Here is a 26,993-nt window from a genome sequence, read left to right as displayed (position 1 = left end):
TGCGCACGAAGACGTGCGAGGGGGGAGAGCTGTGTTGCGGAGCTTGGGGCAGAGGTCAGTGACCGGCAGCGACGAGGATCCGAGGGTGGCGGAACTGCGGACCGCGGTGTCCCGGTTGCGTCGCGAACTCGCCGCGCATCCGGCCGAGTTCCCCGACCGTGTCATCGCCGAGGACGAACTCGCGGCGCTGGCCGCGATGACCATCGACGGCATCCCCGAAATCCCGCGCCTGCGCCGCTCGTTGCTCCTCATCGCCGGTGCGATCGGCTCGGTGAGCGCGCTCACGAGGGGCCTGACGGACGTACGCAACGCGGTGGACCTGTTCGGTCAACCCCGGGGCGGGCAGGGCTAGTTCACGGCCACACGGGCGCCGGGAACGGTTCCCCGGTAGCCCGTGTGCGTGCTGCTCCGGTGCGCGAACCCGGAGCGTGCGTTCCAGGTGTCGAACGATGTTCTTCGGGCCGCGCCTGCTCTGGAACGGCCGGCAGGCGTCCTCGGCGCCGCTGAAGCAGGTCGGCCCCGCTCGTCGGACCCATGCGCACGGGACGGTAGTCGGACTACGCGTACACGGCGCGGGCCCGCAGCCGTGTCCTGTTGGGTGGTCGCCGCTGGAGTTGGTTCGGCGTGACCTCGAAATCGGCGTCGCCGTAGTTGCGGTACGCGCGGCCGTCGAGGTGCACGGCGATGGTCGGCGTCTCCTCGTTCAGGCCGCTCGGGGTCTGGCCGGGGGCGAGGCGTGACTCGCGGCGCAGTGCCGTCCTGTGACGGCCTGTCCCTCGAACTCGTTGTACAGCGGAACCTTCTACTCCAGGAGGCGGGCGCACCATCCCCTGCCGGAGAAGGTGAACGTCTTCTCCGGCGGCTCACCGCCGAGCGCGCCCAGATCGTTCATTTCGTCGCCCTGGAAGGGGACGCCCCGGATGGTCCTGCGGATCTGCCCCATGCCCTCGGGCATGAACACGACCGCCTGACCGCGCGCAGCGCTCACGCCGGGTTCTGGCTGGCCAGTGCCTCCGACAGTTCGCCGGCCACCTGCTGGAGCACCGGCACGATCTTGTCGGTCGCCGACTCGGTGACCCGGCCCGCCGGGCCCGAGATCGAAATCGCGGCGGCGGTGGGGGAGTTGGGGACCGAGACGGCGAGGCAGCGCACGCCGATCTCCTGCTCGTTGTCGTCGATCGCGTAGCCGAGACGGCGCACGTCCTCCAGCGCCGCGAGGAAACCGTCGGGCGTGGTGATCGTCTTCTCGGTCGCGGCGGGCATGCCGGTACGGGCGAGCAGTGCGCGCACCTCGTTGTCCGGGGTGTTGGCGAGCAGGGCCTTGCCGACGCCGGTGGAGTGCGGCAGGACGCGCCGGCCGACCTCGGTGAACATGCGCATCGAGTGCTTGGACGGCACCTGCGCGACATACACGATCTCGTCGCCGTCGAGCAGTGCCATGTTCGCCGTCTCGCCGGTCTCCTCGACCAGCCGGGCCAGATAGGGGCGGGCCCAGGTGCCGAGCAGCCGGGACGCGGACTCGCCGAGGCGGATCAGGCGCGGGCCGAGCGCGTACCGGCGGTTCGCCTGCTGGCGGACGTAGCCGCAGACCACGAGCGTGCGCATCAGGCGGTGGATGGTGGGGAGCGGCAGGCCGCTGCTCGCGGAGAGCTCGCTCAGGCCGACCTCGCCGCCCGCGTCGGCCATCCGCTCCAGCAGGTCGAAGGCGCGCTCAAGGGACTGGACACCACCCGTGGCGGACTTGGTGGAGTCGGTGCTGCTCACGCTGGACGGCGGCACGGCGCGTTCCTTTCGGCACGGGCGGGAAGGGCTGAAGCCTACCCGGGGGTCGGTTGACTCCCCGCCTGTGCGTAGCTACGTTCTGCTTGCCGGAAGTTTAATTCCGCTTTGTGGAAACGTCCAGAGTGTGCGCCTGAGGCCCATCGTGGAGATGTGTGCCCTTGACGGTACGGGAGCGGGAGTGAAGACTCCTTCAACAGAACGTTGAATTCCGTTACGTGGACGTAAATCCGGTTTCCCGGAAGTAACGGAAGGGACAACGGCGGCAGAGAGAGGGGTCCGGGTGTCCGACGCTGAACTGGTGGTGCGCTCCACACGTGTCATCACTCCCGAGGGGACACGCGCGGCGGCGGTCGCGGTCGCCGGGGGGAAGATCACGGCCGTCCTCCCGTACGACGCCCAAGTCCCGTCCGGTGCACGGTTCGAGGACTTCGGCGACGACGTCCTGCTGCCCGGTCTGGTCGACACCCATGTGCATGTGAACGACCCCGGCCGCACCCACTGGGAGGGCTTCTGGACCGCCACGCGCGCGGCGGCGGCGGGCGGCATCACCACCCTGATCGACATGCCGCTCAACTCCCTCCCGCCGACGACGACGGTCGACAACCTCCGTACGAAGCAGCAAGTCGCCGCGGAGAAGGCCCACATGGACGTCGGCTTCTGGGGCGGCGCCCTGCCCGACAATGTCAAGGACCTGCGCCCGCTGCACGACGCCGGCGTCTTCGGCTTCAAGGCGTTCCTGTCCCCGTCCGGCGTGGACGAGTTCCCGCACCTGGACCAGGACCAACTCGCCCTGTCCCTGGCCGAGATCGCGGGATTCGACGGTCTGCTCATCGTCCACGCGGAGGACCCGCACCACCTCGCAGCGGCCCCGCAACAGGGCGGCCCCAGGTACGCCGACTTCCTCGCCAGCCGCCCGCGCGACGCCGAGGACACGGCCATCGCGGGGCTGATCGCGCAGGCGAAGCGGCTCAACGCGCGCGTGCACGTCCTGCACCTGTCCTCGTCCGACGCGCTCCCGCTCATCGCCGCCGCGAAGGCCGAGGGCGTCCGCATCACGGTGGAGACGTGCCCCCACTACCTGACCCTCACGGCGGAGGAAGTCCCGGACGGTGCAAGCGAGTTCAAGTGCTGCCCGCCCATCCGCGAGTCCGCCAACCAGGACCTCCTGTGGCAGGCACTGGCCGACGGCACGATCGACTGCGTGGTGACGGACCACTCCCCATCAACGGCCGACCTGAAGACCGACGACTTCGCCACCGCGTGGGGCGGCATCTCCGGCCTCCAGTTGAGCCTCGCCGCCGTGTGGACGGAGGCACGCAAGCGCGGCCACGACCTCACGGACGTCGTCCGCTGGATGTCGTCAAGGACCGCACAGCTGGCGGGACTTGACCAGAAGGGCGCCATCGAGGCGGGCCGCGACGCCGACTTCGCGGTCCTCGCCCCCGACGAGACGTTCACCGTGGACCCGGCGGCCCTCCAGCACCGCAACCGCGTCACGGCGTACGCCGGCAAGACCCTCAGCGGCGTCGTGAAGTCGACCTGGCTGCGCGGCGAACGCATCGTGCTGGACGGCGAGTTCACCGATCCGAAGGGACAACTCCTGGTCCGTACCCCCTGATCCGATCCACCGCACCCGCAGCGGCCTCCTTCTGAAAGGCAGATTAGTGACGGCGATTCCCACCTTCACCGGCGACGCGAACCCCTACGGAGGCGGTGACCCGTACGCGGACTACCGCACGGCCGACTTCCCCTTCACCCAGTACGCCAACCTCGCCGACCGGCAGCTCGGCGCCGGTGTCATCGCCGCCAACGACGAGTTCTTCGCCCAGCGCGAGAACCTCCTCGTGCCCGGGCCCGCCGAGTTCGACCCCGAGCACTTCGGCCACAAGGGCAAGATCATGGACGGCTGGGAGACCCGCCGCCGCCGCGGTGCCTCGGCGGAGCACCCCTGGCCGACGGCGGAGGACCACGACTGGGCACTGGTCCGCCTGGGCGCACCGGGAGTCATCAGGGGCATCGTGGTCGACACGGCCCACTTCCGCGGCAACTACCCGCAGGCGGTGTCGGTGGAGGGCGTCTCGTTCCCGGGTTCCCCGTCCCCCGAGGACCTGCTCTCCGACGACGTGAAGTGGACAACCCTGGTTCCCCGCACGGCAGTTGGCGGCCACGCGGCGAATGGTTTCTCCATCTCGGCCGAACAGCGCTTCACCCACCTCCGTGTCAACCAGCACCCCGACGGCGGCATCGCCCGCCTCCGGGTCTACGGCGAGGTCGTCCCCGACCCCAACTGGCTAGCGGCGCTGGGCACGTTCGACGTGGTCGCCCTGGAGAACGGCGGCTCCGCCGAGGACGCCTCCAACCTCTTCTACTCGCCGGCCCGCAACACCATCCAGCCCGGCCGCTCCCGCAAGATGGACGACGGCTGGGAAACCCGCCGCCGCCGCGACCAGGGCAACGACTGGATCCGCTACCGCCTGGCCGCCCAGTCCCAGATCCGCGCCGTCGAGATCGACACGGCGTACCTGAAGGGCAACAGCGCGGGCTGGGCATCGGTATCGGTACGGGACGGCGAGACCGGCGACTGGACGGAAATCCTTCCGCGCACCCGCCTCCAGCCCGACACCAACCACCGCTTCGTGCTCCCCACTCCGGCGATCGGGACGCACGCGCGCGTGGACATCTATCCCGATGGTGGGATCTCGCGGTTGCGGTTGTTCGGCTCGCTGACGGAGCAGGGGGCGGCGGGGTTGGCGGCGAGGCATCAGGAACTGGGCGGCTGACGCACGCGCGTAGGGGCGCACCAGCCCGACAGGACCGGTGCGCCCCATGTGTGCTTCACGCGGAATGGCCGCCGTCCACCGCGAACTCCGCCCCGGTGACGTAGTCCGCCCCCGCCAGGTACGCGACCATCGACGCCACCTCGTCCGCCGTCCCGAACCGTCCCAACGCCGTCGTCGCAGCCTGACCCGCCGCGTACGGCCCGTCCGCCGGGTTCATGTCGGTGTCCGTCGGACCCGGGTGCACGATGTTCGCCGTGATACCGCGCCCGCCCAGCTCGCGGGCCAACGCCTTGGTCAGCCCGACCAGCGCCGACTTGCTCGTCGCATAGAGGGTCCCGCCCGGCCCCGGCACCCGCTGCGTCATGCACGTGCCGATCGTGATGATGCGACCTCCGGACGCCATCCGCGCGGCAGCCGTCTGCGAGGTGAGGAACACTCCGCGGACGTTCACCGCCAGGACGCGGTCCACGTCGGCGAGAGACAGACCGTCCAACGGCCCGAGCAACCCCACTCCCACGTTGTTCACCAGCACATCGAGTCCGCCCAACGCCTCCGCCGTACGCTCCACCGCCCCTGCCGCCTCGACCGCGTCCGCGGAGTCCGCACGCAGGGCCACGGCCCGTCGTCCCAGCGCTTCCATCCGCCCTACGACGTTCTCGGCCGCCTCCTTGCCGTCCACATAGGTGATGGCCACATCCGCCCCGTCCCGCGCGAGCCGCAGCGCCGTCGCCGCACCGATGCCGCGGCTGCCGCCGGTCACGAGAGCCACCTTGCCCAAAAGGGTTTCCTGAGTCGTCATGCGTCCATCCCAGCGGGCACGGCACCCGGGTGCTGGCGGCGAGCGGACACCGATGTCGGGCGGGCGGAACTCTTTTCTTCACCTTCCGCGTTCTCCTCTCGTGACCCTTCAGCAAGAAATCGTCGGCAACGCCATGCAGATGGCGGTCGTCAACCTGAACCCCGGCCAGACCGTGTACTGCGAGGCCGGAAAGTTCCTCTTCAAGACGACGAACGTGACCATGGAGACCCGCCTGAGCGGCCCGTCGAGCGGCGGCCAGCAACAGGGCGGCGGCTCAGGCGGAGGCATGGGCGGCATGCTCCGCCAGGCCATGGGGACGGCCATGCAGGTCGGCCAGCGCGCGCTCGCCGGTGAGTCGCTGGCGTTCCAGTACTTCACCTCCCAGGGCGGCGAGGGCACCGTCGGCTTCGCGGGCGTGCTCCCCGGCGAGATGCGCGCCCTGGAGCTGAACGGCACGCGCGCGTGGTTCGCGGAGAAGGACGCCTTCGTGGCCGCCGAGTCCACCGTCCAGTTCGGCATCGCCTTTCAGGGCGGCCGCACCGGCATGAGCGGCGGCGAGGGCTTCGTCCTGGAGAAGTTCACCGGGCACGGCACGGTGATCATCGCCGGCGCGGGCAACTTCATCGACCTGAACCCGGCCGACTTCGGCGGCCGCATCGAGGTCGACACCGGCTGCCTCGTCGCCTTCGAGGAGGGCGTCCAGTACGGCGTCCAGCGCATCGGCGGCCTCAACCGGCAGGGCCTGATGAACGCCGTGTTCGGCGGCGAGGGCCTGTCCCTGGCCACCCTGGAGGGCAACGGCCGCGTCATCCTCCAGTCCCTCACCATCGAGAGCCTCGCCAACGCCCTGAAGAAGGCCCAGGGCGGCGACAAGCAGGGCCCGACGGGCGGCATGTTCTCGACCCACGCCGGGTGAGAAGCCGTAGCGAGGACCGAGAGATGCCGTAGCGGGGACCGATGAGTTGCGGGGGCCCGCGGGGTCTGAGCTGATGACACCATCCGCTCCCGCAGCAGGAAGCAGGCACCCGACATGGGCAAGCTCGTCTCCACTCTCTTCGTCACCCTCGACGGCGTCTACCAGGGCCCGGGCGGCCCCGAGGAGGACACCCGCGGCGGCTTCGAGCACGGCGGCTGGAGTTTCGTCTACGGCGACGACGACTTCGGCCGGTTCGTGGTCGAGGTCTTCGACCGCTCCGGCGCCTATCTGCTCGGCCGCCGTACGTACGACATCTTCGCCGGGTACTGGCCGGACAAGACCGACCCCGCCGACCCGATCGCCTCCAAGCTGAACGCGCTGCCGAAGTACGTCGCCTCGTCGACCGTCACAGACCCCTCCTGGGCCGGCACTACCGTCCTCAGCGGCGATCTCGCCAAGGAGGTCACCGACCTCAAGGAGCGCACCGAGGGCGAGCTCCAGGTGCACGGCAGCGGCGCCCTCGTCCGGTCCCTCCTCGCGCTCGGCCTCGTCGACACGCTCCACCTGGTGACCTTCCCGGTCGTGCTCGGCAGCGGCCTGCGCCTGTTCCCCGAGGGCACCGAACCCATGGCCTTCCGGCACACGGGCGGGCGCGTCACCAGCACCGGCGTCTCCATCCAGTCGTACGACCTCGCGGGCCGCCCGACCTACGGCTCGTACGTGGACGTCGATGCGGAAAACGCCTAGTCAGCCAGGGGTCGCGCCGGTACGGTGATCGTTCCGTGTGGCAGCCGCCGATGTCTCCACCCCTTCGCTGGAGACCGGGAGAGCCGCCCCCATGTCCTCGATCGCCGTACCGCGCACCGCCCTGCCCCGCCGGGCCTGGCTCACCGACCTGCCCGTCCTGCTGGTCGCGGTGGTCTGGGGCGCCAGCTATCTCGCGTCCAAGGACATCACCACGGCGCGCACGGTCCTCGCCGTCCTGGTCCTGCGCTTCGCCCTCGTGCTGCCCGTCCTCGCGGTCGTGGGCCACCGCTCGCTGCGCGCCCTCACGGCCGCCCAGTGGCGCGGCGCGGGTCTGCTCGGGCTGATCCTCGCCGGGATCTTCCTCCTGGAGACCTACGGCGTCGTCCACACCTCAGCGACCAACGCGGGCCTCATCATCAGCCTCACCATGATCTTCACCCCGCTCGCCGAGGCCGCCGTCACCCGAACCCGGCCCTCCCGCGCCTTCCTCGGCGCGGCAGCCCTCTCCGTACTCGGCGTGCTGCTGCTGACCCAGGGCGCCGGCTTCTCCCGCCCCTCCCTCGGCGACCTCCTCATGCTGCTCGCGGCGCTGGCCCGCACCCTGCACGTACTCGCCATGTCCCGCACCAGGTCGGTCCAGGGCGCCGACGCGCTGCCCCTGACCGCCGTCCAACTCGCCACCGCCGTCGCGGTGTTCGCGATCCTGTCGACCGGCGCCGACACCACACCGTGGGAAGCGGCCGCCGGCTTCGGGCCACGCGAGTGGGCCGGGCTGCTGTTCCTGTCCGCGTTCTGCACCCTGTTCGCCTTCTTCGTGCAGATGTGGGCCGTACGCCGGACCTCGCCCTCCCGGGTCAGCCTGCTGCTCGGCACCGAGCCGCTGTGGGCCGCCGCGGCCGGTATCGCGCTCGGCGGCGAACGGCTCGGCGCGTTCGGGCTGGCCGGCGGTGCGCTGGTGCTCGTGGGGACCGCGTGGGGGCGCGGGAGCGGACCCTGATGCGGGGGTCCGTGCCGCGGGACTCCCCTCAGAGGCAGGTCGGCGCGCCCGTCAGCGACGGCAGGAAACGGCGCCACTCCGACTTCGTGAGCGGGTCGCCGCGGCTCGCGCACAACCGACGGGCGATGGCGTCCGTGTCCGTGATCCACAGCCGGACGGTGTGGTCCTCGCCGCCGGCGGCCAGGGTCGTGCCGTCCGGGCTGAAGGCCACCGCGTACACATGGCCGGAGGCTGCCGTCAGCACCGCCCGTACCGTCGGCGCGCGGGGTGCGGTGACGTCGAAGAGCCACACGGTCGTGTCGGTGCTGCCGGCGGCCAGCGTCGTGCCGTCCGGGCTGAACGCGACCGAGTACACATAGCTGGTGAACCCCATCAGGTCCGGGCCCGTCCGTACCGGACGGCGCATGTCGCGGACGTCCCACAACCGCACCGTCCGGTCCGCGCTGCCCGCGGCCAGCAGGTGCCCGTCGGGGCTGAAGGCCACCGACCACACGTATCCGGTCGGACCGTGCAGCGTCACCAGCGGCTTCGTCCCCTTCCCGGCCACGGTCCACAGACGCACGGCACGGTCGATGCTGCCCGCCGCGACATACCGTCCGTCCGGGGTGAAGGACACGGACAGCACCGCGTCGGTCGCGCCGGTGAGCGTACGCAGCGCGCGGACCCGGTGGGGGTCGCCGGTGTCCCACAGCCGGACGGTGGCGTCGTCGGCGCCCGAGGCCAGGACCGTGCCGGAGCGGTCAAAGACCAGCGACTCCACCGTGCCGCTCTTCGCCACCCGGAACGGTGCGCCGAGCGGCGTCAGATCGCCGGTGAGCGTGTACGAGAAGAGCCGCACCATCGCGTCGCTGTACCCGACCGCGAGGACCCGGCCGCGCGGCGAGAAGGTCACCGACTGGACGAACGTGTCCGCCCCGGGCTCCCAGGGTCTGCCGACCGGCGCGTGCTGGGCGAGGTCCCACAACTGCAGGTCCAGGGTGCCCACGGCGAGCAGCCGGCCGTCGGGACTGTAGGCCAGGGCGTTGACGCCCTGGGCCGATGTCAGTACCGGGGAGGGCAGTGACCACAGGCGCAGCACACCGTCCGCGCAGCCCGTCACCAGCGTCCGCTGGTCGAACCAGACCATGGAGGTGACCGCCCCCGGGTGCGGGAGGGACGCCGTCTCGTCACCGCTCCCGCGGTCCCAGAGCCGGACGGTGTCGTCGCTGCCCCCGATGGCGAGTGTGCCGCCGTCCGGGCCGAAGGCGACCGAGTTCAGCCAACTGGTCGCCTTGCCCGCGGGGGAGCGGGCGGCGCGCGGACGGGCGGGGGCCGAGATGTCCCACAGCCGTGTCGTGCGGTCCTGGCTGCACACCGCGAGGAACCTGCCGTCGGGGCTGAACGCCACCCCCAGCGCGGGCCCCTCGAACGACCCCAGCGTCGCCACCGGCGTCTCCCGGTGTGCGCCCCGCGTCCGCCACAGCCGGGCCCGCCCGTCATGCCCCGCCGCCGCGATCAGTGAACCGTCGGGGCTGAAGGCCACCGCCTGCTGGAAGTCGGCACCACCGCGGAACACCACCGGGGCCGACACCGGGCCCGCCGAACGCCCGTCCGCCCACAGCCGTACGGTGCCGTCCGCACCCGCTTCGGCCAGGCCGCGTCCGTCCGGTGCGAACGCCAGCGAGTACACGGTGGCGTCCGGACTCCCGGGCAGGTCGGGCAGCGGGTTGGGCCGCCGGGGGTCGGAGATGTCCCAGCGGTGCAGCAGCCCACCGCCGCCGCCCGCCACGAGGGTGCGGCCGTCCGGGCTCAACGCCACGGCGAACACGGACAGTTGGGAGGAGACCCGTAATCGGGCCAGGCGCCGGGGCCGGGTACGGTCCGTGGTGCTCCACAGCCGGACCGAGCCGTCGGAGGAGCCCGCGGCCAGCACCTGACGCCCGCTGTCCAGCGCCACCGACTGGACGAGCCCCGTGAAACCCGTCAGCCGTGTGGCCGACGGGGCCGCCGAGGAGTCCATCAGGCGCGCACGAGCCTCCTGGGTACGCGCCGTCCGATACGCGGCCAGGGCCAACTCGGCGCTCACGGACGGGTCCTGGGCGCCGATCCGCCCTGCCTCGGCGGCCAGCTGACGCGACACCGCCTCGGTGCGCGCCCGGTCGGCCCGGTTGCGCTGACCCTGCGCGTACACCGCCAGACCACCCGCGACGAGAAGCAACGCCACGGCGGCGCACAGGAGTTGATACAGCCTGCGAGTCCGGGTCCGGGCGGCCCGCCGCTCCTGTTCCTCGTGCAGCAACGAGGCCTCGACGAAGGCGCGTTCGTCGACGTTGACGGCGTCGCGGTGCGCCGCGTCACCGGCCCACTCGCTGGTCAGCGCGAGGGCGGTGCCGCGCAGCAGCAGCCCGTCGTCGCGCCCCGAGTCCCGCCAGTCGCGGGCCGACTCGGTCAGCCGCCGCAGGATCCGCAGTCCGTCGCGGTCGGCGGCGATCCACTCCCGCAGCCGGGGCCAGGCGATGAGGAGTGACTCGTGTGAGATCTCCACGCTGTCGCTGTCGGTCGTGATCAGGCGCTGCTCCACGTAGGAGGCCAGCACCGCCGTCGGCTCGGCGGCCTGCGCGCCGTCCGCGCGGTCCAGCAACTCGCCGAGCGGCACCCGGCGCCGGGAGACCAGGGCGTCGTCGGTGACCTGTACCAGCCGGAGGAAGATCAACCGCGCGATGTCCCGCTGTACGTCGGAGAGTTCGGCGAAGACGGCCTCGGCGGTGTGCGCCACGGCATTGCGGATTCCGCCGCTGTCCAGATAGGCCGTGACGGTCAGCCGGCCGCGGTCGGCCCGCTGCCAGGTGGCGTGCAGCGCGTGGGACAGCAGGGGAAGGGCGCCGGGATCGTGCGCCGGGGAGTCCCCGTCGCCGCCGCCGGACACGGCGCGCGGCGCCAGGTCCCGTAACAGCAGTTCCACCAGGCCGCTCTCGATCTCCAGACCCGCCTTGCGGGCCGGACCGGTGATGGCCCGCTGCATCTCGTGGAGGGTCAGCGGTCCCACGACCAGCTGGTGGTTCTCCAGGGCGTCGGCCAGTGGCGGGAACCGCAGGGCCTGCGCGTAGAAGTCGGCCCGCAGCCCGATGACCACCAGGCCGGGCCGCAGCCCGTCGAGCAGTTCCACGAAGCGGACGCGCGCGGACTGCTGGGCGCCCATGGTGAACAGCGCCTCGAACTGGTCGACCACCACCAGCGGCGGTGTGCCGCCCAACTCGTCGATACGTGCGGCGAGTTCGTTCTCCGGGCCGCGGCCCGGAGTCAGCAGGAGAACCGGTGGCGGTCCGTCGGCGGCGCCCTTCGTCCTCAGCGCACCGCCGCGCACGGCCGGGATCAGCCCGGCCCGTAACAGGGACGACTTACCGGAGCCGGAGGGACCGACGACCGCGAGCAGCCCTCCGCCGGCCGCGGCGAGGGTCCGCAGCCGCCCGATCAGCGTCTCCGTCAGCTCCTCCCGGCCGAAGAACCAGTCGGAGTGCTCCTCCTCGAACACCTCCAGCCCCCGGTACGGGGCAGGGGCGCCGGCCGGCGGCCGCCCCGGCGCCATCCGCACCCGCACGAGCGCCTCGTGCCACTGGGCCAGTGACTCCGGCGCGTCGATCCCGCACACCGTCAGGATGGCGGTGAGCAGGTGCGGTGCCCGTACCGGTGGCAGGTGCCGCCCCGAGAAGTAGTCACCGGCGGTGCTGGGCGCGACCCGGACCGCCCGGGCCACCTGGCGGACGGTCAGCCCGGCCCGCAGCCGAGCCTGCGTCAGCTGGTGGGCGAAGTCGGAGACCGAGCCGATCGCCTTCGGGTCGGACTCGTCCCGGCGTCGGTGATGTCTGCTCTGCCCCTCGGGCATTCGTCCCCCCGGCGGAATGGGAGCCGGTGACACGGGCCGTGCGCCCCGTCCGGCTTTGTCCGACCACTGTCGGGGCTCGTCCGGGCTCGGGGCAACAGGTTGTTTTTGGCCCCCGCGGGGTGGCTTCCTCGGACGGGGGCCGAGGTGCCGCCCGGCCTTGGGGGAGTCTGCGCCGGGCGGCACACGGCACCGGCCCGCGAAGGACGCGGACACGGTAGGGAACGGAGGTGAACCCATGCGGACCGCTCGCGCTCTCGGCGCCGCCGATCCGGAGGAGCCCGACGACATCCGCTGAGCCGGCCGTCGGCTCAGCGCGGAAGCAGCCCCGCCACCTCGGGGTCCTCGGCGAGAGTGGGCGCCCACTCCGCCAGCAGACCGGGCCGCAGCAGCCCGGAGAGCCTCGGTCCCCGCCGGTTGGCGGTCATGTTCAGCCAGTCGAGCACCGCCCAGGCCAGCCGCGGTTGCAGATCGGACACCGCGTCGGGCCACACCCACCCGTCCACCGGCAGCGGACCGCCGTCCGGCTCGGGTACCCGGACGAGCAGCGTCCGCGCCCCGGACCGCGCGGCCAGCGCGCTCTCCAGCCGGTCGTAGACCCTCAGCTCACGCTCCACCCAGGCCGCCGCGTCGAACCCGTCGGCCGGTCCCGCGCCCGCTCGGCGCGCCGCCCACCAGCGCAGCATCGCCTCGGCGGGCCGTACGCACACGACATGCGCCGGCAGCCGCACCAGCTCCCGCAGGGCGAGGTCGCCGTCGTGCTCCGGCTCGGCGAAGACATACGGACGTGTCAGTACGACCGCGGGCCAGGCGGTCCCGGCCGCCGCCAGGCCGCGCAGGTGTCCCATGACGGACAGCCACGCGTCGACACGGCCCTGGGCCGGTGCGCGGAGGACCGGCACGAACAGCCCCTCGGAGACGAGCTCCTCTCCCGAGCGCGGCAGGACGTACTGAAGGCCCAGTGCCTCGGCGAGCAGAGCGGCCGCCCCGCCGGCCAGCGGACGGTGACCGATGACGACGACCGGTACGACACCGCGCTCCGCCCACCGCTCGGCGGCGGCCGGCACCGGCTCCCTGCGGAGTCCCGCGATCCGGTCCTGCACCAGCACATGACGGGGCCGGTACCCGTTCCCGGCGTCCAGCCAGCCCCGGCTGCCGGGCTGTCCCTGCCAGCTGCACTCGCCGCGGTGACGCAGCGCGCGATGGGCCAGCGCGGCCAGCTCCACGCGCACCGCCCAGTAGCCGGGATGCCCGTCCGCCTCCGCGCGGCGCGCCATGGACAGCGCCTCGCGCAACGGGCCGCCGTCCGCGAGGGCGACGGCCCGCTCCAGCGCCAGCGGCTCGGCCCCGGGGCGCAGCCGGAACTCCGCCACGTCCATGACGGCGGCCGGATAGCGACCGCCCGCCTCGATCGCCGAGAGGGACACGTCGAACCTGCGGGCACCGTGCTCGCTCGCGAGCACCGCCGCCGCGGCCGCCGCCGGGGCGCGGTCGAACCAGGGCTCCTCCACGTCCCGGGCGAGCTGCCCGGCCGCCGTGATGCCCGTGCGCAGCTGCCGCATCAGATGCGGGACGCTCGGCGCGGCCACCTCCTCGGGCGGCAACCAGCCCAGCTGCGCGAACACCTGGGCCACCGGCACGTCGGCCAGCCGGGCCAGCCGCCGCACGAAGTCCGGCTTGGGCTCCCGGTTGCCGTTGAGCATCGCCCTGATCAGGGAGGCGGACCGCTCGTACTCCGGATTCGCCGCACGGAAGGCGTTCACGACCGCCACCGTCCCCATGACACCGCGCCGGTGCAGGGTGTTCAGGCACAGGTCAATGCCGGCCGGAGGGCCCGATCCGGGCTGCCAGGTCACCATCAACGCCTCCTCGGTCCAAGGCCGTCGTCCGGAGACTAGCCGTGAACCGGGCGAATGATCCCGGTGTCGGCGACATCACCCCTGGCCCGCCCGGGCCCGACGGCCCAGGACCCGCCCGCCGCTGCGCCGCCGACACAGCGAGCCCCGGATCGGACACGAACGCGCCTTGCCGCGACTCGACGCGGACCGCTTCAGTCGGGACGTCCGGCATCGGTACGGCACAAGGAAAAGAGAACACGCGAGTGGACACCCTGCGTCGACAGTTCGGCCGCGTCGTGGACGACATCCGGCACGGCCGGCACATCGAGGCGTACGTCTTCTTCCTCCTGGGCGCGGCCCTCGTGGCCCTCGGTCTGGCCGACCGGGTGGGAACCCACGTCCTGACCCAATTCACCGTGGGCGCGCTGGCGTTGCTGGTCTTTCGCACAGCCGTGCCACCCGCGCTCCCGCCGGCCTCGCCCGACGAGGTGCTGCGCCGGCGGGAGGACCTGGGCCCGCTGCGCGCACTCCTCGACGACGCCCGCGACCTCAGGGTCTACGGCCCCACGGCGATCAACGTGCTGGCCGGCGCGGAGGATCTGCGGCGGCGGATACTCCGCCGGGGCGGCACCGTCAGATTCGTCCTCCTCGACCCGTCGCCCGAGGCCGTCGCCCAGGCCGCCGTACAACTCGACGACAACCTCGACCTCGGAGCCGCGCTGCGCAGTTCGCTGAGCGCCCTGCGCCGACTGGAGGGGGAGCCCGGGTTCGACTGCCGGAGGCTGCCGTTCAATCCGGGCTTCAGCCTGCTCATCGTCGACGGCGACAGCCCCGACGGACAACTCGTCGTGGAATTCCATGGATTCGGCGACGGCACGATCAACGAACGGATGCATCTGTCCCTCGACCGCCGGTCGTCACCGCACTGGTACGAGTACTGGCTGCGCCGCTTCGACGCACTCTGGGACGCGGCCGAGGCCGGCACCGGCCTGCCCCCGGCCGACGACGGCGACCTGCGGTGACGGCCCGGTGAACGCGGCCCCCGCCGTCGCCGAGGCGGCGGCGCTGCTGGCGGACCTGAGGCCCGACCAGGTACTGGTGTGGTCCGGAGCGGGCATCTCCGTCGAAGGCCCGACGAGCCTGCCCGGCGGACCTGAACTGACCCGCCGGGTCTTCGACACGTTCTTCGAACCGTCCGCGCTGTCCCGGGCGTTGACGTACCACCAGGTCGTCGGCCTCCGCACCAGCCCGTCGTGCGCCTACGACACCAGCCTGCCCGCCGCCCGCCTGCCCCGGCTGGAGACCGCGCTGGACGCCGCCGCCCGGGCCCGGCCGGACGCGGTCCCGGGCACCTTCGACATCCTGGACGACGTCCGTGAGGCGCCGCCCAACCGACTGCACACCTTCGCCGCCGGCCATCTCGCGCGCGGCGGCCGGCACCTCACCGCGAACTTCGACACCTGCGTCGAGCGGGCCTACGAGGCCCGGCAGGGGCGGCCCGTGCCACACGACGCGGTCCACCATTTCCACGGCTCCTTCGCCGACTCGCCCGACGGCAAGGACCTCGGTGCCACCCTCAGCCTGATCCGCACGGGGTTTCCCGCGACGGAGCGTCGGCTGCTCCTCGAACTGCTGGGCCGTCACCGGGCCGTGCTCGTCCTCGGCTACAGCGGCAGCGACTACTTCGACATCGACCGGTTCGTCGCCGCGCTCCCGCCGGACGCCCTGGACGGTCTGCGCGTGCTGTGGGTCATGCACGCCCACCACGAACCGCACACCCCGGACCGGGACACCGTTCCGCTGCAAACCCTGCTGCGCGAGGCGGGTGCCGACGTCCACGTCCTGTGCGGACGCACCGACCTGCTGGTGACGGAGGTCGCCCGGAACTGGGGCCTGCCGCCCCTCGACCCGCCGCCCGGCCGCACCCCCGCGACACCGGCGGTGCCGGTCACCGACGCCGAACGCCACCGGGCGACCTTCCTCCTCTACCGCTCGCTCGGCCTGCACCGGGAGGTCCGCCGCCTCCTGGACGCACACGGCACCGGAACCGACGATCCCGTCGAACTCCGCGCGGTCCGCTCGGAGTTGCTCTGGGAGGACGGCGCCTGGAACACCCTGCGCCGGACGTGGTGGCACGCCCCGGCCGACGGATCCGACCGGCATGTGCGGGCCGAGCGCATCGGCGCGTGTCTGTGGGCGCAGGGCCGTCTGCTGCCGGCCTGGCTCTGGCTGCGCCGGCAGCGCCGCCATGTCTGCGACGGCACCGAGGAGGCGTACGCCCTGGAGGAGACGCTGAACCGGGTGGTCGAGCACATGCACCGCACCCCGGACCTGCGCCCGCTCGCCCGCAGACTGCTCGCCCGGATGCCCGCGCCACCGGACGCCTCCATGCCCGTGCCGGACGGCCCCGACAGCGCCGATGGCCCTGAGGAACCTCGACTCGCCGAGGACCGGGCACGGTTCGTGGCCGCCTTCCGGGCGCTCCAGGACGTCCGGGACAGCCTCGAAGCGTTGCGCGGCGGCACACCGCGGGCCGACGAGACCCACGCCGACGCGTCGACGACATGGTTCCAGGAGACCGGCGATCTCCAGGGCATGCTGAGCTACCGGCACCGCGCCCTGCGCGACCGCCCTCCCACGGCCGACGACTCCCCGAGCGGCGACCGGGCACTGCGGGAACGCTACGAGCGGCTCATCGCCGCCAACCTCTTCCTGGGCTCACGGGCCGGCGCCTGGCGTACCGCCCTGCTGCCCGGGGCGTACCGGATGTTCCGGATACACGAGTACCTCTTCGCCCTGGCCACGCTCCAGTACGGCTGGTGGCACCGGTTCCGGCTGTGCGCCTGGTACCTGGCCCGGCGCGTCCGCCACCGACTGCCCCGGCGCACACCGCACCCGGCGGCCGGGAAGCGCCGGGCCGGCGCCGACCGTTCCCCACGCACCGGACGGAGGGCCCGATGAGCCTCACCGCCCAGCAGACACGGCACTTCAGGGACTGCGGCTACCTCCGGCTGCCCGCCGTCGTCCGGGACCCGCTGCTGTCCGCGCTGCGCACACTGGTGCGCGACGAGACGGCCCGGTCCGCCCCGACCGCCGTCGCGCCCGGCGAGCAGCCCAAGCTGTACCGGCTCTACGAACGCGACCCCCGGCTCCTGCGCGAACTCCTCGTGTCTCCGGGGCTCGTCGGCCCGCTGCGGTCCCTGCTCGGCCCCAACGTCGTCTACCTCCTCAACCGCCACAACCAGGCGGCCGTGAACCGCCCCGGCACGGCCGCCCCGCGTCTGCACCGCGATGTCCTCCAGTGGTCGCGGGGCCTGGTCACGGCCGTCGTCTACCTGGAGGAGTCGACGGTCGCCAACGGCTGCACGCACCTCGTACCCGGATCCCAGTACCTGCCCTTCGTCGGTGTGCCACAGCCCGACGGCGGAGGCACCTGGATGGACGAACACGCCGAGTTCACCGACTTGCTGGACCAGGCGCTGCCGATTCCCATGCCGACCGGCGGTGTGCTGCTCTTCGACGCGCTCTCCTTCCACACGGTGAGCGCCAACACGAGCGACAGCAGCAGAATGAGCCTGGTGCTGGGATTCCGCAGCGCCGACGAACTCGACCGGAATCCCGACCGCAGCCGGCAGATCCTGGTGAGCGGCGGCCATCTCTACCGGGGGAACGACCGGGGCAACGACCATGGCGGCGACCGGAGTTCAGGCCCGCGGCCGCGGGCGGCCACCGCGCTGTCAGCGCCGCGCGAACAGGCGCTGGCCGGCGCCGACGACCCCGGCGTGACCCGGTGACCGCGACCGGTGGCGCCGTGCCGCCCCTCGCCGTCGTCACCGGAGCGGGCCGTGGCCTAGGCCGCTGTCTCGTCCGCGAACTGGACCGGCTCGGTCACCGCACCGTCTGCGTCGTCCGCGACCCCGTCGACGCCGTGCGCCTCGCCACCCGGGGCGAGAACGTACGGCCCGTCGTGGGCGATGTGCGCGACCCGGCCGTCGGCCCGGACGTCGCGGAGATCGTCGGGGACGATGCCCTGCACCTCCTGGTCCACAACGCCGGAGTGGCCCATCCGCCGCGCACCCTCGCACAGTTGGGGCCGGACGACGTACTGGACTCGTTCCTCACCCACTGCCTCGGGCCCCTGCGCCTGACCCAGGCGCTGCTGCCCGCGCTGGGCCGCGCCCCGCGGGCGACCGTCGTCCATGTGTCGTCCCGCCGGGGCTCGTTCGCCGTCGCGGAGAAGGACGACGGCCCGGGCGCCCGGCACTACGCCTACCGGATCGGCAAGGCCGCCCAGAACATGCTGAGCCTCAGCCTGCACCAGGAGTTCGCCGCGTCCGGCATCCGGGTGCTGGCGGTCCACCCGGGCGCGCTGCGCGGCGCGATGGGCGCCCCGGACGCCCGGGACGAGCCGGCGACCGCCGCCGCCGAACTCGTCCGGCTCGTGCTGACCGAGCCCTGGCGGAGACTTCCGCCGTTCGTGGAGAGAGCAGGTGATCCGCATCCTTGGTGACCCGCTCCGCCTTCTGACGCCGGGCCCGACCGTCCTGCCCATGGAGACGCTGGCCACCGGACGGATCCCGGCCTGGGAACTCGGCCGACGGCTGACGGTCCCCGGCCGGGTCCGCCGCGGTCCGCTGGACGGCTCGGGATTCCGCTGCGCGTTCGTCACCGCGCGTGGCGCCGTCGCGGCCGTGCACGGCGAGCGCGGACTGGAGATCCTCGCGCACCGCGGCACGCCGGCTGCGCGTGCCCCGGACGTACGGTGGGCCACCGCCACCCCCGACGGCATGCTCCTGACGACCCCGGCAGGCATCGAACTACGACGCCCCGACGGCACCCGGACACCGCTGCTCGCCGCCGACGACCTGCCGGACCCGCTCCGGCCTCCGTCCTCGGCCGGACTGCTGGCCTCGGGGGACCTCGTCCTGGCCCTGCCGCACCTCGGCGAGGTCGTCGTCGTGACACCGGAAGGCCGCGTTCTGAGCAGACTGGGCGCCGAGCACGGGCTCGACGAACCCGTGGGCGTGTGCGTGGACCCGGACGGGACGGGCTTCCTGATCGCCGACGCCCGCGCACACGTCGTACTGCACGCGTCCGCCGGAGCGCACCCGCCGTCCGTACGCCGTGTCCACGGTCAACCGGGACGGGCGGGCAAGGGGCCACGCCTGCTCAACGCTCCCCGGTACGCCTCCTTCACCCGCTCGGGCAGCGTGCTCGTCGCGGACACCAAGAACAACCGCGTCCTCGACCTGGCGGGCGGCACTGTCGTACGGACCTGGGGACGGACCGACGCGCACACGGAGTCGACGCCCAGGCTCTGGCATCCCCATACCGCGACGCAACGGCCGGACGGGAGCGTGCTGGTGGCCGAAGGCCGCGGGAACCGGGTGCTGAGCCTCGGGGACCCCGGCACCCTCACCGTGCTGCGGGGCCGGTGCGACATGGCCGCCACCGAACTGATCCAGCCCCGGGGCGCCCACTTCACCGGACCCGGCCGGGTCCTGGTGGCCGACTGTCACAACGACCGGGTGCTGGAGGTGACGCCGACCGGGAAGGTGACCCGGGTGCTCCCCGGCGGTGCGACGGCCGACGGCACGCTGGACTGGCCGAGATTCGCCCTGGCCCTCCCCGACGGCACCCTCGTCGCGGACGGCAGGCGGGGGCGCCTGCTGTTCCTGGACGCGACAGGAACCTCCCGTCGGCAGCTGACGGCCTGGCGGACCCGGGACGAGCGGCGGCCCTTCGTCGACCCGCACCACGCCGTGGTGACCTCCGAGGCACCCCTCGAACTGCTGGTGACCGACAGCGGGGCCGGCACGGTCTGCCGCATCGACCGCAGCGGGCTGGCGACCTGGTGGCACACCGGCCTGTCCGACCCGCACATGGCGTTGCCCCTGCCCGACGGCGGCGTACTGGTCTGTGACACGGGCGCAGACCGTCTGCTGCGCATATCCCGCGACGGACGGCACACCGTCCGGCTGGACGCCGAACGGGTCCGCGCCCACACCGGGACACCGATGCGGCAGCCCCGCGCGATGGCCCGGCTGAAGAGCGGTGCCCTGCTCGTCGTCGACACGGGTGGACACCGCGTCCTCCTCGTCCGCCCGGACGGCCGGGTCCGCTCACTGTCACCCGTGCTGGACCGGCTGGTCGGCAGCCTGTTCTTCCCCCGCCATGTCGCCGTCGACGCCGACGAACGGACCGTCGTGCTCAGCGACTTCGACAATTCCCGCCTGGTCTTCGTGGACCTGCCCGCGCTTCTGGAGGTGTCCGATGGCCGAGCCGTGGACCGTTGACATGCCCGTCTGGGAGCAGGAGGCACCGGTGGCCGCCCTCGGCGGGTACGCCGACCGGGGAGTGCGGTACGCCGACAAGTTCTGGACCCGTGACGGCTGGGTGTACAAGGCGGTGGGCGACCTGCACCCGGAGAACGGCGTTCTGGCCGTGCCGGACTGGGCGCCCCTGTGCGACGCCCCGCGCGACGACTGCGAACAACGCGACGGACACGTCAAGGTCCGCGACCACCGCTGGCCGGACGGCACACCTGTGCGACGACGTCACCCTTTCGTCGACGTGCCGCTGTACGCACGGCGCTTCGAACTGCTCCGGCCCGCGGACGTGGCCGCCGCGATCGTGCCGGAGGAGGCCGCCCGCCGGGTGGTCGCACACCCCGGCTCCGGCCGCGAACGCCTGGTCGCGAAGCTGATCGGCTCGCTCACCGAGGCCGCGGGCACGGACCTGGCGCACATCGGGCTCAACGGCTCGTACGCCTGCGGTCTGTCCCGCGACGGCTCGGACGTCGACCTCGACGTCTACGGCGCGGACGCGGTGGCCGCGACGAGCCGCGCGATCCCCCGGCTGCTGACCGCGCCCCGCTCCGGCTGGACCAGACGCTGGCCGCCGGACGAGCAGACCAACCTGTACTACGTATGGCGGGCGGCCTACGCGACCACGCCGCCGCACGCGATGTTCACCGCCTTCGAAGCGGGCCGGCGGAACCGGTTCAATCTGCGCTACCGGGGGGTGCGCGTCTCGATCTCCTACCACTCGCGGAGCCGGGCCGAACGCTTCCCGACGGCCCCGGTGCCGCTGCGGGAGCCCGGGCCCAGGGACCGGATGCGCGGGGTCTTCGTCGAGGAAGGGCCGCCCGGACACCTCGACCTGCCCGCGGTGTTCCAGGTGACGGACGTGGTGGGCGAGTCGGGTGCGCGGTACGGGACGGCGACCGTCGTGAGTCACTCCAAGGCGTTCGGCTTCTGCCGTGACGGGGACACGGTCGAGTTCACGGCCCGTCCGGCACCGGCGGACATCGGACACCTGCTGCTCATCCCGTCGTACGGCCCGGACTGGCCGGTGCGGCCGGTACAGCTGCCGCGGTGAGGGGCACCGCGCCAGCGGCGGACCGGCGCTCGTCAGTCCTCGTCCGGCTGGTCCGCCGCCTGGTAGGGCGCCCCGGAGACGGCGACCGACTCCCGTCCGCCGGGGCCCACCGGGAGTGGTCCGGCGACGAAGACGCGGTGCATCTCCCGTTCCTCGCCCAGGTGTTCATGGTCCTCCGGTGCGATGTGCACGGTGGCGCGGTTGTCCCAGATCGCCACGTCACCGGCCTCCCAGCGATGCCGGACGCAGAACTCCGGGCGGACCATGTGGGCGAAGAGCAGGCCGAGGACGTTCCTGCTCTCCGGCGGGGACAGTTCGTTGATGTGGCTGGTGAAGGCCGGGTTCACGAAGAGGGCCCGCAGTCCGCTCTCCGGCAGCACCCGGACCACCGGATGGTGCGCGACGAGCCCGGCCCCCAGAGCCTCGCGGGAGGCGCGGTCCTCGACACCGAACGGCACGTAACCCACCAAGTAGCGGTGCTCCGCGGTGAGTTCGTCGAGGAAGCGGCGCAACGGAGCGGACAGACGGGCGTACGCGGTGACGAGGTCGGCCCAGGTCGTGTCGCCGCCCCGGGACGTCACCCGGGCGGCCCGGAGCACGCTCATGGACGGCGGGTTCACCGCGGCGGTGACGTCGGCGTGCCAGCCGGAGAGGTAGTCGGGGGAGCGCCATGCGGCCCGGTGGCGCTCCTCCGCGGTCTCGGGCTTCCTTCCCGCACCGGCTCCTCCGGTGCTGAGGGTGTGCACGAACGGGTACCGCGGGGCGGGCGGCCGCCAGGGGTGGGGCGGTGCCAGCGGGCCGAACCGCCGTGCCAGCCGGGTCTGCTGACCGTGCGTCAGGAACTGACGACGGAAGATGAGCACCCGGTACTCCTGAAGGGCCCGGCGCAGGGCCGTGAGCACTCCGGGTGCCAGGGGCGCGGCCAGCCGGACACCGAGGACCTCTGCCCCGAAATATCCGGTGATCGGCATGACGGACAACTCGGCGGGAGGCCGGCCGGGATTGCGCTCCATGAATTCGATCCCTTTCCGTCTCATACGGCCCAGGACTCGTACGGATTCGTGTTCCTGTCATGCGCGAAGGAAGAGAGTCATGCCCGATGTGCTCGCCCCGAGAATTGTGCTGGCCGGGCTCGGGCCCTATGCCCGGACGCTGTACTATCCGCTCCTCGAAAGGTACCAGTCGACCGGCGCTCTCACCATAGACACGGTTGTCGAGCTGGCCTCGCAAAGGACGTTGACGGAAAAGTATCTGGCGGGCCGATCGATTCAGCCCCGCCGTACGGTATTTCTGGAGAAAGGCCTCGACCAGGGCGGCCTGAAAGCAGCTCTCGCGAGAGATGATCCCCTTCGGGACGAACCAGCCTGGGGCTGTGTCGTCGCGACCGAACCGCGAGCCCATCGCGCCTATGCGGAATGGGCGATCCGGCAGGGGATGAACGTACTCCTGGAAAAGCCGGTGACGGCACGAGACTTGCGCGGTGAAGGTGCGGCCGAGGCGTTACGACTGGTGGACGATCATCGGTTCCTGACCGAACTCGCCGCGGCGAAGGGCGTCACCGTGGTCGTCCAGGCACAACGCCGGGCGCATCCTGGCTATCGCCTGGTAAAGGACATCCTCGGTGACGTCGTGGCCGAATACGGAATTCCCGTCACCTATGTGGATGTTCACCATTCCGACGGCACCTGGAACATGCCATGGGAATTCGTCTCGCGCGAGGGGCACCCGTACAAGTACGGCTATGGAAAGCTGCTGCACTCCGGCTATCACTTCGTCGATCTCTTCTGCTGGCTGAGCGAGGTGAACCGGGCCTCCGCGCGGCCACCGGACCGGTTCGGCATCGAGGTGAGCGCGGTGGACGCCCGGCGGATCGACGCCCAGTTGACCGACGTGGCGTACGAACGGCTGTTCGGTGCCGAACGCTGGCGCCGGTTCGGTGCGCTGCCCCGGCCGGCCTCGGTCCCGGACCAGGCGTGGGGCGAGACGGACGTGGTGCTGCTGGTGCGGTCGCTGAGCGGCCGGGACGTGGTCACCACGGCCGTGCTGTCGCTCCTCCAGTCCTCTTTCTCCGGCCGGTCCTGGCTGGAGCTCCCGGAGGACACCTACCGGGGGAACGGGCGGGTGCGGCACGAGCGGGTGACGCTCCAGGTGGGGCCGCTCATGACGATCCAGGTCCACTCCTACCAGGACGGCGGGCCCGACCGGGAGAGCCCCTTCGACGTGGTGGTCTACCGCAACAACGGACTCATCGGGGGCGAGCGGGTCAGCCGCGTCCGGGTGCGTCCGGCGGACGACGGGGCCGAGCCGCGCGGCGACAGCCTCAACAACCGGGCCAGGGAGGAGATCTTCCGGGACTTCCTGGCCGCGGACGGCCGGCGCAGCGGGCTCGACCTGCACGGGACCACGGTCCGGGTGCTCTCGGCCGCGGCGGCCGGTGTCGTGTCCTCCGCCGGCGGCGGCTCGGGCCGGTCCACCGTGGCTCTGGACCCGGCCGCGGCTGCCTGGTACCGGGCGGAATGAGGTGGGAGCGGCGGTGAGGGAGGGGCGAGGGGGGTCGCACCCGTGCGCGCGGGCCACGGGCCGCGGATCAGCGCCGCCAGGCCGGACCGTCCGCCCGGATCGCGGTCCGGAACCGGCCGGCGGTGCCCTCGACGTCCGCTGTCAGGTCGGTGAGGAGCTCCGGTGTCAGCTCCTTCCCGGTCATGTCGCGGAACAGTGCGACGAAATCCTCCTCGGTGGTCGTCCGGCTGATCTCGAACCTCCTGGTCGCTGGCGAGCGACGGATGGCCAGACACTCCGCTCCCTGCATGCGGTGGAGCAGCGAGGCCTTGGAGAACCGCATGGCCCGGGGAAAGAGAGTGCCCTGGTCCATATCGCTGAAGAGCGAGATCCACACACTGTGCTGGAATATCTCGAACCGGTCCAGGGCGGGCGTCGAGACGAGCAGGACCTCGATCGAACCGCACTTGTTCCGCGCGAGAAAAAGCCCGACGAGCCCGGCGTGGATGGAGCGGAGGGTCTTCTCCCGCAGTTCGGGGATCGACGTCCGGTCGCCGGCCGCCTGGGTCGCACGGTATTCCAGCCGGGCGTCCAGCGAATGCGGGACGGTCGGATCCGGCAGGATCAGATATGCCTGGACATTCGAACTGCGCATCATGGAGAACCGGGCCGCGCAGAACTTGGTGTGGATACCGCGGAACCAGTAGGTGTCGGAGTTCTGCATGTCCTGCGACATGAGCGCGTTGAAGCCGATGCCGGGCTGGTCGCTCGCGGGGAACTCGTTCGTGGGGATGTACGAGGTGTGCAGATCCGTCAGGGCCGCCCGGACCTCCTCGGTGATCGACTGGCGCAGGATCTCCTTCGAAATGGGGTCCGTGATCACCGATTGCGCCATTCCGAACACCGCGGACACCAGGATTCCGAGGCCGATCGCGTTGGCGCCGTCACGCCATCCGCCCGGCAGCCGAGTACCGCCCCAGATGGTCACCAGGGAAACCAGGAGGGAACACACGAGAAGGAGCACCTGCATACCCCGGGAAAGGCGTCCCAGCCAGGGGTTCTGTCCCCGCCCGCCGGACGGAATCCGCGTTGACATGCGTCAGAGGGTACCGCGCCGAATGGTTTCGCGGAATGGGTTCTGAAAACGGCTGAACAGGATGGGGGCTGATTTTTTCCGGGGCGACGATGTCGCGTGAATTCTCGGAATTGCCCTGCCGTATCGGCGGAATGCGCCATTCCATTTTAATGCGCCGGGTCAGGTGGCTCGCCCCGCAGCCGGTGAACGTGGGGGGACTGCGGGGCGAGGTCGCGCCGTTGTGGTCAACTCGCCGATCGGCCGCACGGGTGGGGGTTCGTGCGGTGACTCGGCTACCTGGACGGGATCACCTTCGGATCAGCAGCCGAAGTTGATCAGGTTGAAGGTGACGTAGTGGTCCGCGGTGTAGTAGTCCTCGTCGGTCTTCTCGCCGGTGACGATGCGCTTGGCGCCACGTGTCGAGGAGCCCGGGGTGATGACCGTGTACTCGTGGTAGTAGCCCGTGGACTGACTGGGCAGGACGCCTTCCCGGTTCTGGAAGACGACTCCGTCCTGCGAGTACGGGAAGGGGCCGTCGGACTCGATCAGGTCGAGCGTGTCGTACGCCTGCGAGGGCAGCTTGGTGTAGCAGATGCTGCCGACGGCGGCGTTCGCCGTGGTCGCCGTGACGGTGCCGCCCACGGCGAGGGCGGACAGGAGGGCGACCGTGGTGCCGATTCGTGTTGCGCGTGGGGGGAATCTCATGGCCATATGATGACGCGCGTAGACAGTGGCATGTCAATGACAACTCTGAAGATTTTCCCGTCAAGTCCGATGAGTTTTCGTGAAGTTAACGTCGGGCCGCCCCTTGCCCCACCTCCTCCACATCTACGGGCCGAGGCAGGTCCGCGCCGTGTCCGCCGAAAGTCTGTGATCGCGCGACTTTGGTCGCCGTTCCCCCGCACGGGGTGGGTGACCGGACCCGGTGCCGCATAGATTTGTCGACTGTGACAGGTGACAGGACCGCGCAGGTACCGCAGGCGTTCGTGGGGCGCCGATGGCTGCTGCCGTCCGCGGTGGCCGACGAACTCGATCCCGCCGTCGAACGGCGCGGACGGCCCCGCCGTACCGCACGCGACTGGGTCGTCGACACCTGCTGCTTCCTGCTGGCCGTCGGCATCGGACTCGCCGCCGCGCAGACCCTCGACAGCGACACCGGGACCCCGCACTCCCTCGCCGTCGTGGACCAGTTCTTCGGGGTCCTCGCCTGCGGCGCGGTGTGGCTGCGCCGCCGCTGGCCGCTCGGCCTCGCGGTCGCGATGGTCCCCGTCGGCTTCGTGTCGAACACGGCGGGCGGCGCCGCCATGGTCGCCGTGTTCACCCTCGCCGTGCACCGCCCCTTCCGCTACGTCGCCTGGATCGGCGGCGTCCAACTCGCCCTGGCCCCGCTGTTCTTCTGGCTGCGCCCGGACCCCGACCTGCCGTACGCCGGCGCGGTCGTGTTCACCGAACTGCTCACCCTCACCGTCATCGGCTGGGGCATGTTCGTCCGCTCCAAGCGGCAGCTCATGCTGAGCCTGCGCGACCGCGCCCGGCGCGCCGAGACGGAGGCGGAGCTGCGGGCCGAGCAGGCCCAGCGGCTCGCCCGTGAGGCCATCGCGCGCGAGATGCACGACGTGCTCGCGCACCGGCTGACCCTGCTGAGCGTGCACGCGGGCGCGCTGGAGTTCCGTCCTGACGCGCCCCGCGAGGAGGTCGCGCGGGCGGCCGGAGTCATCCGCGAGAGCGCCCACGAGGCGCTGCAGGACCTGCGCGAGATCATCGGCGTCCTGCGCGCGGGCGAGCCCGACGACACGGGCCGTCCGCAGCCCACGCTCGGCGCCCTGGACGCGCTGGTCACCGAGTCCCGCGAGGCCGGCATGAAGGTCACCCTCGCCAACCGGGTCACCGACCCCGCCGCGGTCCCGGCCTCGGTCGGCCGCACCGCCTACCGCATCGCCCAGGAGGCCCTCACCAACGCCCGCAAACACGCCCCGGGCACGGAGGTCACCGTGACGGTCACCGGCACCCCGGGCGACGGCCTGGTGATCGCCGTGCGTAACCCGCCCCCGGAGGGCGAGGTGCCCCATGTTCCCGGCTCCGGCCAGGGGTTGATCGGGCTGACCGAGCGGGCGACGCTGGCGGGCGGACGACTGGAACACGGGCCGGAGGAGAGCGGCGGATTCCGGGTGCGGGCGTGGCTGCCCTGGGGGTGAGTCCCGTTCGGCGCCACGGGTAACTCCCTTACTGCGCAAGGAGGATGGGAGTCGCTCCCGGAAGCCACCGCTCCTGTGTACGTCGGCGGCCTGCGAACAGGGGGTGTGACGGGGGGAGTGCGGTGA

23 protein-coding genes are annotated in these 26,993 nt (G+C 72.0%); 14 read left to right on the top strand and 9 right to left on the bottom strand.

What is annotated here, in order from left to right; all coding sequences use genetic code 11:
- The first annotated feature begins 31 nt into the window (after positions 1 to 31).
- A complete protein-coding gene (locus tag ACGFY9_RS26925; RefSeq protein ID WP_329260676.1) occupies positions 32 to 352 on the top strand; it encodes a DUF5955 family protein in 321 nt (106 codons plus the stop codon).
- Between the two features lie 205 nt (positions 353 to 557).
- On the opposite strand, the gene ACGFY9_RS26920 is transcribed toward ACGFY9_RS26925, so the two are convergent.
- From ACGFY9_RS26920 to ACGFY9_RS26910, 3 genes are all read right to left on the bottom strand, one after another.
- Positions 558 to 680: a hypothetical protein gene (locus ACGFY9_RS26920; RefSeq protein ID WP_393758228.1), complete on the bottom strand. Its 123-nt coding sequence runs from the start codon at positions 678 to 680 to the stop codon at positions 558 to 560.
- A 122-nt stretch (positions 681 to 802) separates the two neighbouring features.
- Positions 803 to 988 carry a hypothetical protein gene (locus ACGFY9_RS26915; protein ID WP_393758226.1) on the bottom strand — a complete coding sequence of 62 codons (186 nt, stop codon included), beginning with the start codon at positions 986 to 988 and terminating at the stop codon, positions 803 to 805.
- On the bottom strand, positions 985 to 1,779 hold the full coding sequence (locus tag ACGFY9_RS26910; protein WP_033279461.1) for an IclR family transcriptional regulator: 795 nt from the start codon (positions 1,777 to 1,779) through the stop codon (positions 985 to 987). The genes ACGFY9_RS26915 and ACGFY9_RS26910 overlap by 4 nt, the downstream gene beginning before the upstream one ends.
- A 283-nt stretch (positions 1,780 to 2,062) precedes the next feature.
- On the opposite strand from ACGFY9_RS26910, the gene allB reads away from it, so the two are divergent.
- Together allB and alc are read left to right on the top strand one after the other, a co-directional pair.
- Positions 2,063 to 3,400, top strand: a complete 1,338-nt coding sequence (allB, locus tag ACGFY9_RS26905; RefSeq protein WP_393758224.1) for an allantoinase AllB — start codon at positions 2,063 to 2,065, stop codon at positions 3,398 to 3,400.
- A 46-nt stretch (positions 3,401 to 3,446) separates the two neighbouring features.
- The gene (alc, locus tag ACGFY9_RS26900) at positions 3,447 to 4,562 is read left to right on the top strand and encodes an allantoicase (protein ID WP_393758222.1); all 1,116 of its coding nucleotides are present in this window, start codon (positions 3,447 to 3,449) and stop codon (positions 4,560 to 4,562) included.
- Positions 4,563 to 4,617: 55 nt separating this feature from the next.
- On the opposite strand, the gene ACGFY9_RS26895 is transcribed toward alc, so the two are convergent.
- Positions 4,618 to 5,361 carry an SDR family oxidoreductase gene (locus ACGFY9_RS26895; protein WP_393758220.1) on the bottom strand — a complete coding sequence of 248 codons (744 nt, stop codon included), beginning with the start codon at positions 5,359 to 5,361 and terminating at the stop codon, positions 4,618 to 4,620.
- 100 nt (positions 5,362 to 5,461) lie between these two features.
- Here ACGFY9_RS26895 and ACGFY9_RS26890 point away from each other — a divergent pair, with 100 nt between their 5' ends.
- From ACGFY9_RS26890 to ACGFY9_RS26880, 3 genes are all read left to right on the top strand, one after another.
- Positions 5,462 to 6,277 carry an AIM24 family protein gene (locus ACGFY9_RS26890; RefSeq protein ID WP_393758219.1) on the top strand — a complete coding sequence of 272 codons (816 nt, stop codon included), beginning with the start codon at positions 5,462 to 5,464 and terminating at the stop codon, positions 6,275 to 6,277.
- 114 nt (positions 6,278 to 6,391) lie between these two features.
- On the top strand, positions 6,392 to 7,024 hold the full coding sequence (locus ACGFY9_RS26885; RefSeq protein WP_393758217.1) for a dihydrofolate reductase family protein: 633 nt from the start codon (positions 6,392 to 6,394) through the stop codon (positions 7,022 to 7,024).
- Positions 7,025 to 7,115: 91 nt separating this feature from the next.
- Entirely contained in the window at positions 7,116 to 8,021 is a 906-nt protein-coding gene (locus tag ACGFY9_RS26880; protein WP_393758501.1) for a DMT family transporter, read from the top strand.
- A gap of 28 nt (positions 8,022 to 8,049) precedes the next feature.
- Here ACGFY9_RS26880 and ACGFY9_RS26875 read toward each other — a convergent pair whose 3' ends face one another.
- Together ACGFY9_RS26875 and ACGFY9_RS26870 are read right to left on the bottom strand one after the other, a co-directional pair.
- The gene (locus tag ACGFY9_RS26875) at positions 8,050 to 11,883 is read right to left on the bottom strand and encodes a helix-turn-helix domain-containing protein (RefSeq protein WP_393758215.1); all 3,834 of its coding nucleotides are present in this window, start codon (positions 11,881 to 11,883) and stop codon (positions 8,050 to 8,052) included.
- Positions 11,884 to 12,191: 308 nt separating this feature from the next.
- On the bottom strand, positions 12,192 to 13,739 hold the full coding sequence (locus ACGFY9_RS26870; RefSeq protein WP_393758214.1) for a hypothetical protein: 1,548 nt from the start codon (positions 13,737 to 13,739) through the stop codon (positions 12,192 to 12,194).
- 242 nt (positions 13,740 to 13,981) lie between these two features.
- Here ACGFY9_RS26870 and ACGFY9_RS26865 point away from each other — a divergent pair, with 242 nt between their 5' ends.
- Genes ACGFY9_RS26865 through ACGFY9_RS26840 form a run of 6 tightly spaced genes read left to right on the top strand, consistent with a single transcriptional unit; the run spans position 13,982 to position 21,098 of the window.
- Positions 13,982 to 14,740, top strand: coding sequence for a hypothetical protein (locus tag ACGFY9_RS26865; RefSeq protein ID WP_393758213.1), 759 nt, complete (start codon positions 13,982 to 13,984; stop codon positions 14,738 to 14,740).
- A 7-nt stretch (positions 14,741 to 14,747) separates the two neighbouring features.
- The gene (locus ACGFY9_RS26860; protein ID WP_393758211.1) at positions 14,748 to 16,679 is read left to right on the top strand and encodes a hypothetical protein; all 1,932 of its coding nucleotides are present in this window, start codon (positions 14,748 to 14,750) and stop codon (positions 16,677 to 16,679) included.
- On the top strand, positions 16,676 to 17,512 hold the full coding sequence (locus ACGFY9_RS26855; RefSeq protein WP_393758209.1) for a phytanoyl-CoA dioxygenase family protein: 837 nt from the start codon (positions 16,676 to 16,678) through the stop codon (positions 17,510 to 17,512). Before ACGFY9_RS26860 ends, ACGFY9_RS26855 begins: the two co-directional genes overlap by 4 nt.
- Positions 17,509 to 18,228 carry an SDR family NAD(P)-dependent oxidoreductase gene (locus tag ACGFY9_RS26850; RefSeq protein WP_393758207.1) on the top strand — a complete coding sequence of 240 codons (720 nt, stop codon included), beginning with the start codon at positions 17,509 to 17,511 and terminating at the stop codon, positions 18,226 to 18,228. The genes ACGFY9_RS26855 and ACGFY9_RS26850 overlap by 4 nt, the downstream gene beginning before the upstream one ends.
- Complete coding sequence (locus ACGFY9_RS26845; RefSeq protein WP_393758205.1) at positions 18,209 to 20,014, top strand: NHL repeat-containing protein; 1,806 nt, start codon at positions 18,209 to 18,211, stop codon at positions 20,012 to 20,014. Before ACGFY9_RS26850 ends, ACGFY9_RS26845 begins: the two co-directional genes overlap by 20 nt.
- A 1-nt stretch (position 20,015) precedes the next feature.
- Positions 20,016 to 21,098 carry a hypothetical protein gene (locus ACGFY9_RS26840; RefSeq protein WP_393758203.1) on the top strand — a complete coding sequence of 361 codons (1,083 nt, stop codon included), beginning with the start codon at positions 20,016 to 20,018 and terminating at the stop codon, positions 21,096 to 21,098.
- A gap of 32 nt (positions 21,099 to 21,130) precedes the next feature.
- Here the strand turns inward: ACGFY9_RS26840 and ACGFY9_RS26835 are convergent, their stop codons facing one another.
- The gene (locus ACGFY9_RS26835; protein ID WP_393758202.1) at positions 21,131 to 22,111 is read right to left on the bottom strand and encodes a TauD/TfdA dioxygenase family protein; all 981 of its coding nucleotides are present in this window, start codon (positions 22,109 to 22,111) and stop codon (positions 21,131 to 21,133) included.
- A gap of 445 nt (positions 22,112 to 22,556) precedes the next feature.
- Here ACGFY9_RS26835 and ACGFY9_RS26830 point away from each other — a divergent pair, with 445 nt between their 5' ends.
- Positions 22,557 to 23,618, top strand: coding sequence for a hypothetical protein (locus ACGFY9_RS26830; protein WP_393758200.1), 1,062 nt, complete (start codon positions 22,557 to 22,559; stop codon positions 23,616 to 23,618).
- Between the two features lie 67 nt (positions 23,619 to 23,685).
- On the opposite strand, the gene ACGFY9_RS26825 is transcribed toward ACGFY9_RS26830, so the two are convergent.
- Positions 23,686 to 24,693 carry a hypothetical protein gene (locus tag ACGFY9_RS26825; protein ID WP_393758198.1) on the bottom strand — a complete coding sequence of 336 codons (1,008 nt, stop codon included), beginning with the start codon at positions 24,691 to 24,693 and terminating at the stop codon, positions 23,686 to 23,688.
- Positions 24,694 to 24,990: 297 nt separating this feature from the next.
- The gene (locus ACGFY9_RS26820; protein ID WP_393758196.1) at positions 24,991 to 25,377 is read right to left on the bottom strand and encodes a ribonuclease domain-containing protein; all 387 of its coding nucleotides are present in this window, start codon (positions 25,375 to 25,377) and stop codon (positions 24,991 to 24,993) included.
- 233 nt (positions 25,378 to 25,610) lie between these two features.
- Between ACGFY9_RS26820 and ACGFY9_RS26815 the strand changes: the two genes are divergently transcribed.
- Positions 25,611 to 26,867, top strand: a complete 1,257-nt coding sequence (locus ACGFY9_RS26815) for a histidine kinase (protein WP_393758194.1) — start codon at positions 25,611 to 25,613, stop codon at positions 26,865 to 26,867.
- Positions 26,868 to 26,993: the final 126 nt, after the last annotated feature.

Origin of the sequence: Streptomyces sp. NPDC048504 (assembly GCF_043200035.1) — a bacterium.
Classification (GTDB): Bacteria; Actinomycetota; Actinomycetes; order Streptomycetales; family Streptomycetaceae; genus Streptomyces.
This window is presented reverse-complemented; position numbering and strand designations above follow the sequence as displayed.

Coding starts and splice junctions, on each gene's coding strand:
- ACGFY9_RS26895 (WP_393758220.1), bottom strand. CDS start 5,361: ATGACGACTCAGGAAACCCTTTTGGGCAAGGTGGCTCTCGTGACCGGC.
- ACGFY9_RS26885 (WP_393758217.1), top strand. CDS start 6,392: ATGGGCAAGCTCGTCTCCACTCTCTTCGTCACCCTCGACGGCGTCTAC.
- ACGFY9_RS26880 (WP_393758501.1), top strand. CDS start 7,116: ATGTCCTCGATCGCCGTACCGCGCACCGCCCTGCCCCGCCGGGCCTGG.
- ACGFY9_RS26875 (WP_393758215.1), bottom strand. CDS start 11,883: ATGCCCGAGGGGCAGAGCAGACATCACCGACGCCGGGACGAGTCCGAC.
- ACGFY9_RS26870 (WP_393758214.1), bottom strand. CDS start 13,739: ATGGTGACCTGGCAGCCCGGATCGGGCCCTCCGGCCGGCATTGACCTG.
- ACGFY9_RS26855 (WP_393758209.1), top strand. CDS start 16,676: ATGAGCCTCACCGCCCAGCAGACACGGCACTTCAGGGACTGCGGCTAC.
- ACGFY9_RS26840 (WP_393758203.1), top strand. CDS start 20,016: ATGCCCGTCTGGGAGCAGGAGGCACCGGTGGCCGCCCTCGGCGGGTAC.
- ACGFY9_RS26835 (WP_393758202.1), bottom strand. CDS start 22,111: ATGGAGCGCAATCCCGGCCGGCCTCCCGCCGAGTTGTCCGTCATGCCG.
- ACGFY9_RS26825 (WP_393758198.1), bottom strand. CDS start 24,693: ATGTCAACGCGGATTCCGTCCGGCGGGCGGGGACAGAACCCCTGGCTG.
- ACGFY9_RS26820 (WP_393758196.1), bottom strand. CDS start 25,377: ATGAGATTCCCCCCACGCGCAACACGAATCGGCACCACGGTCGCCCTC.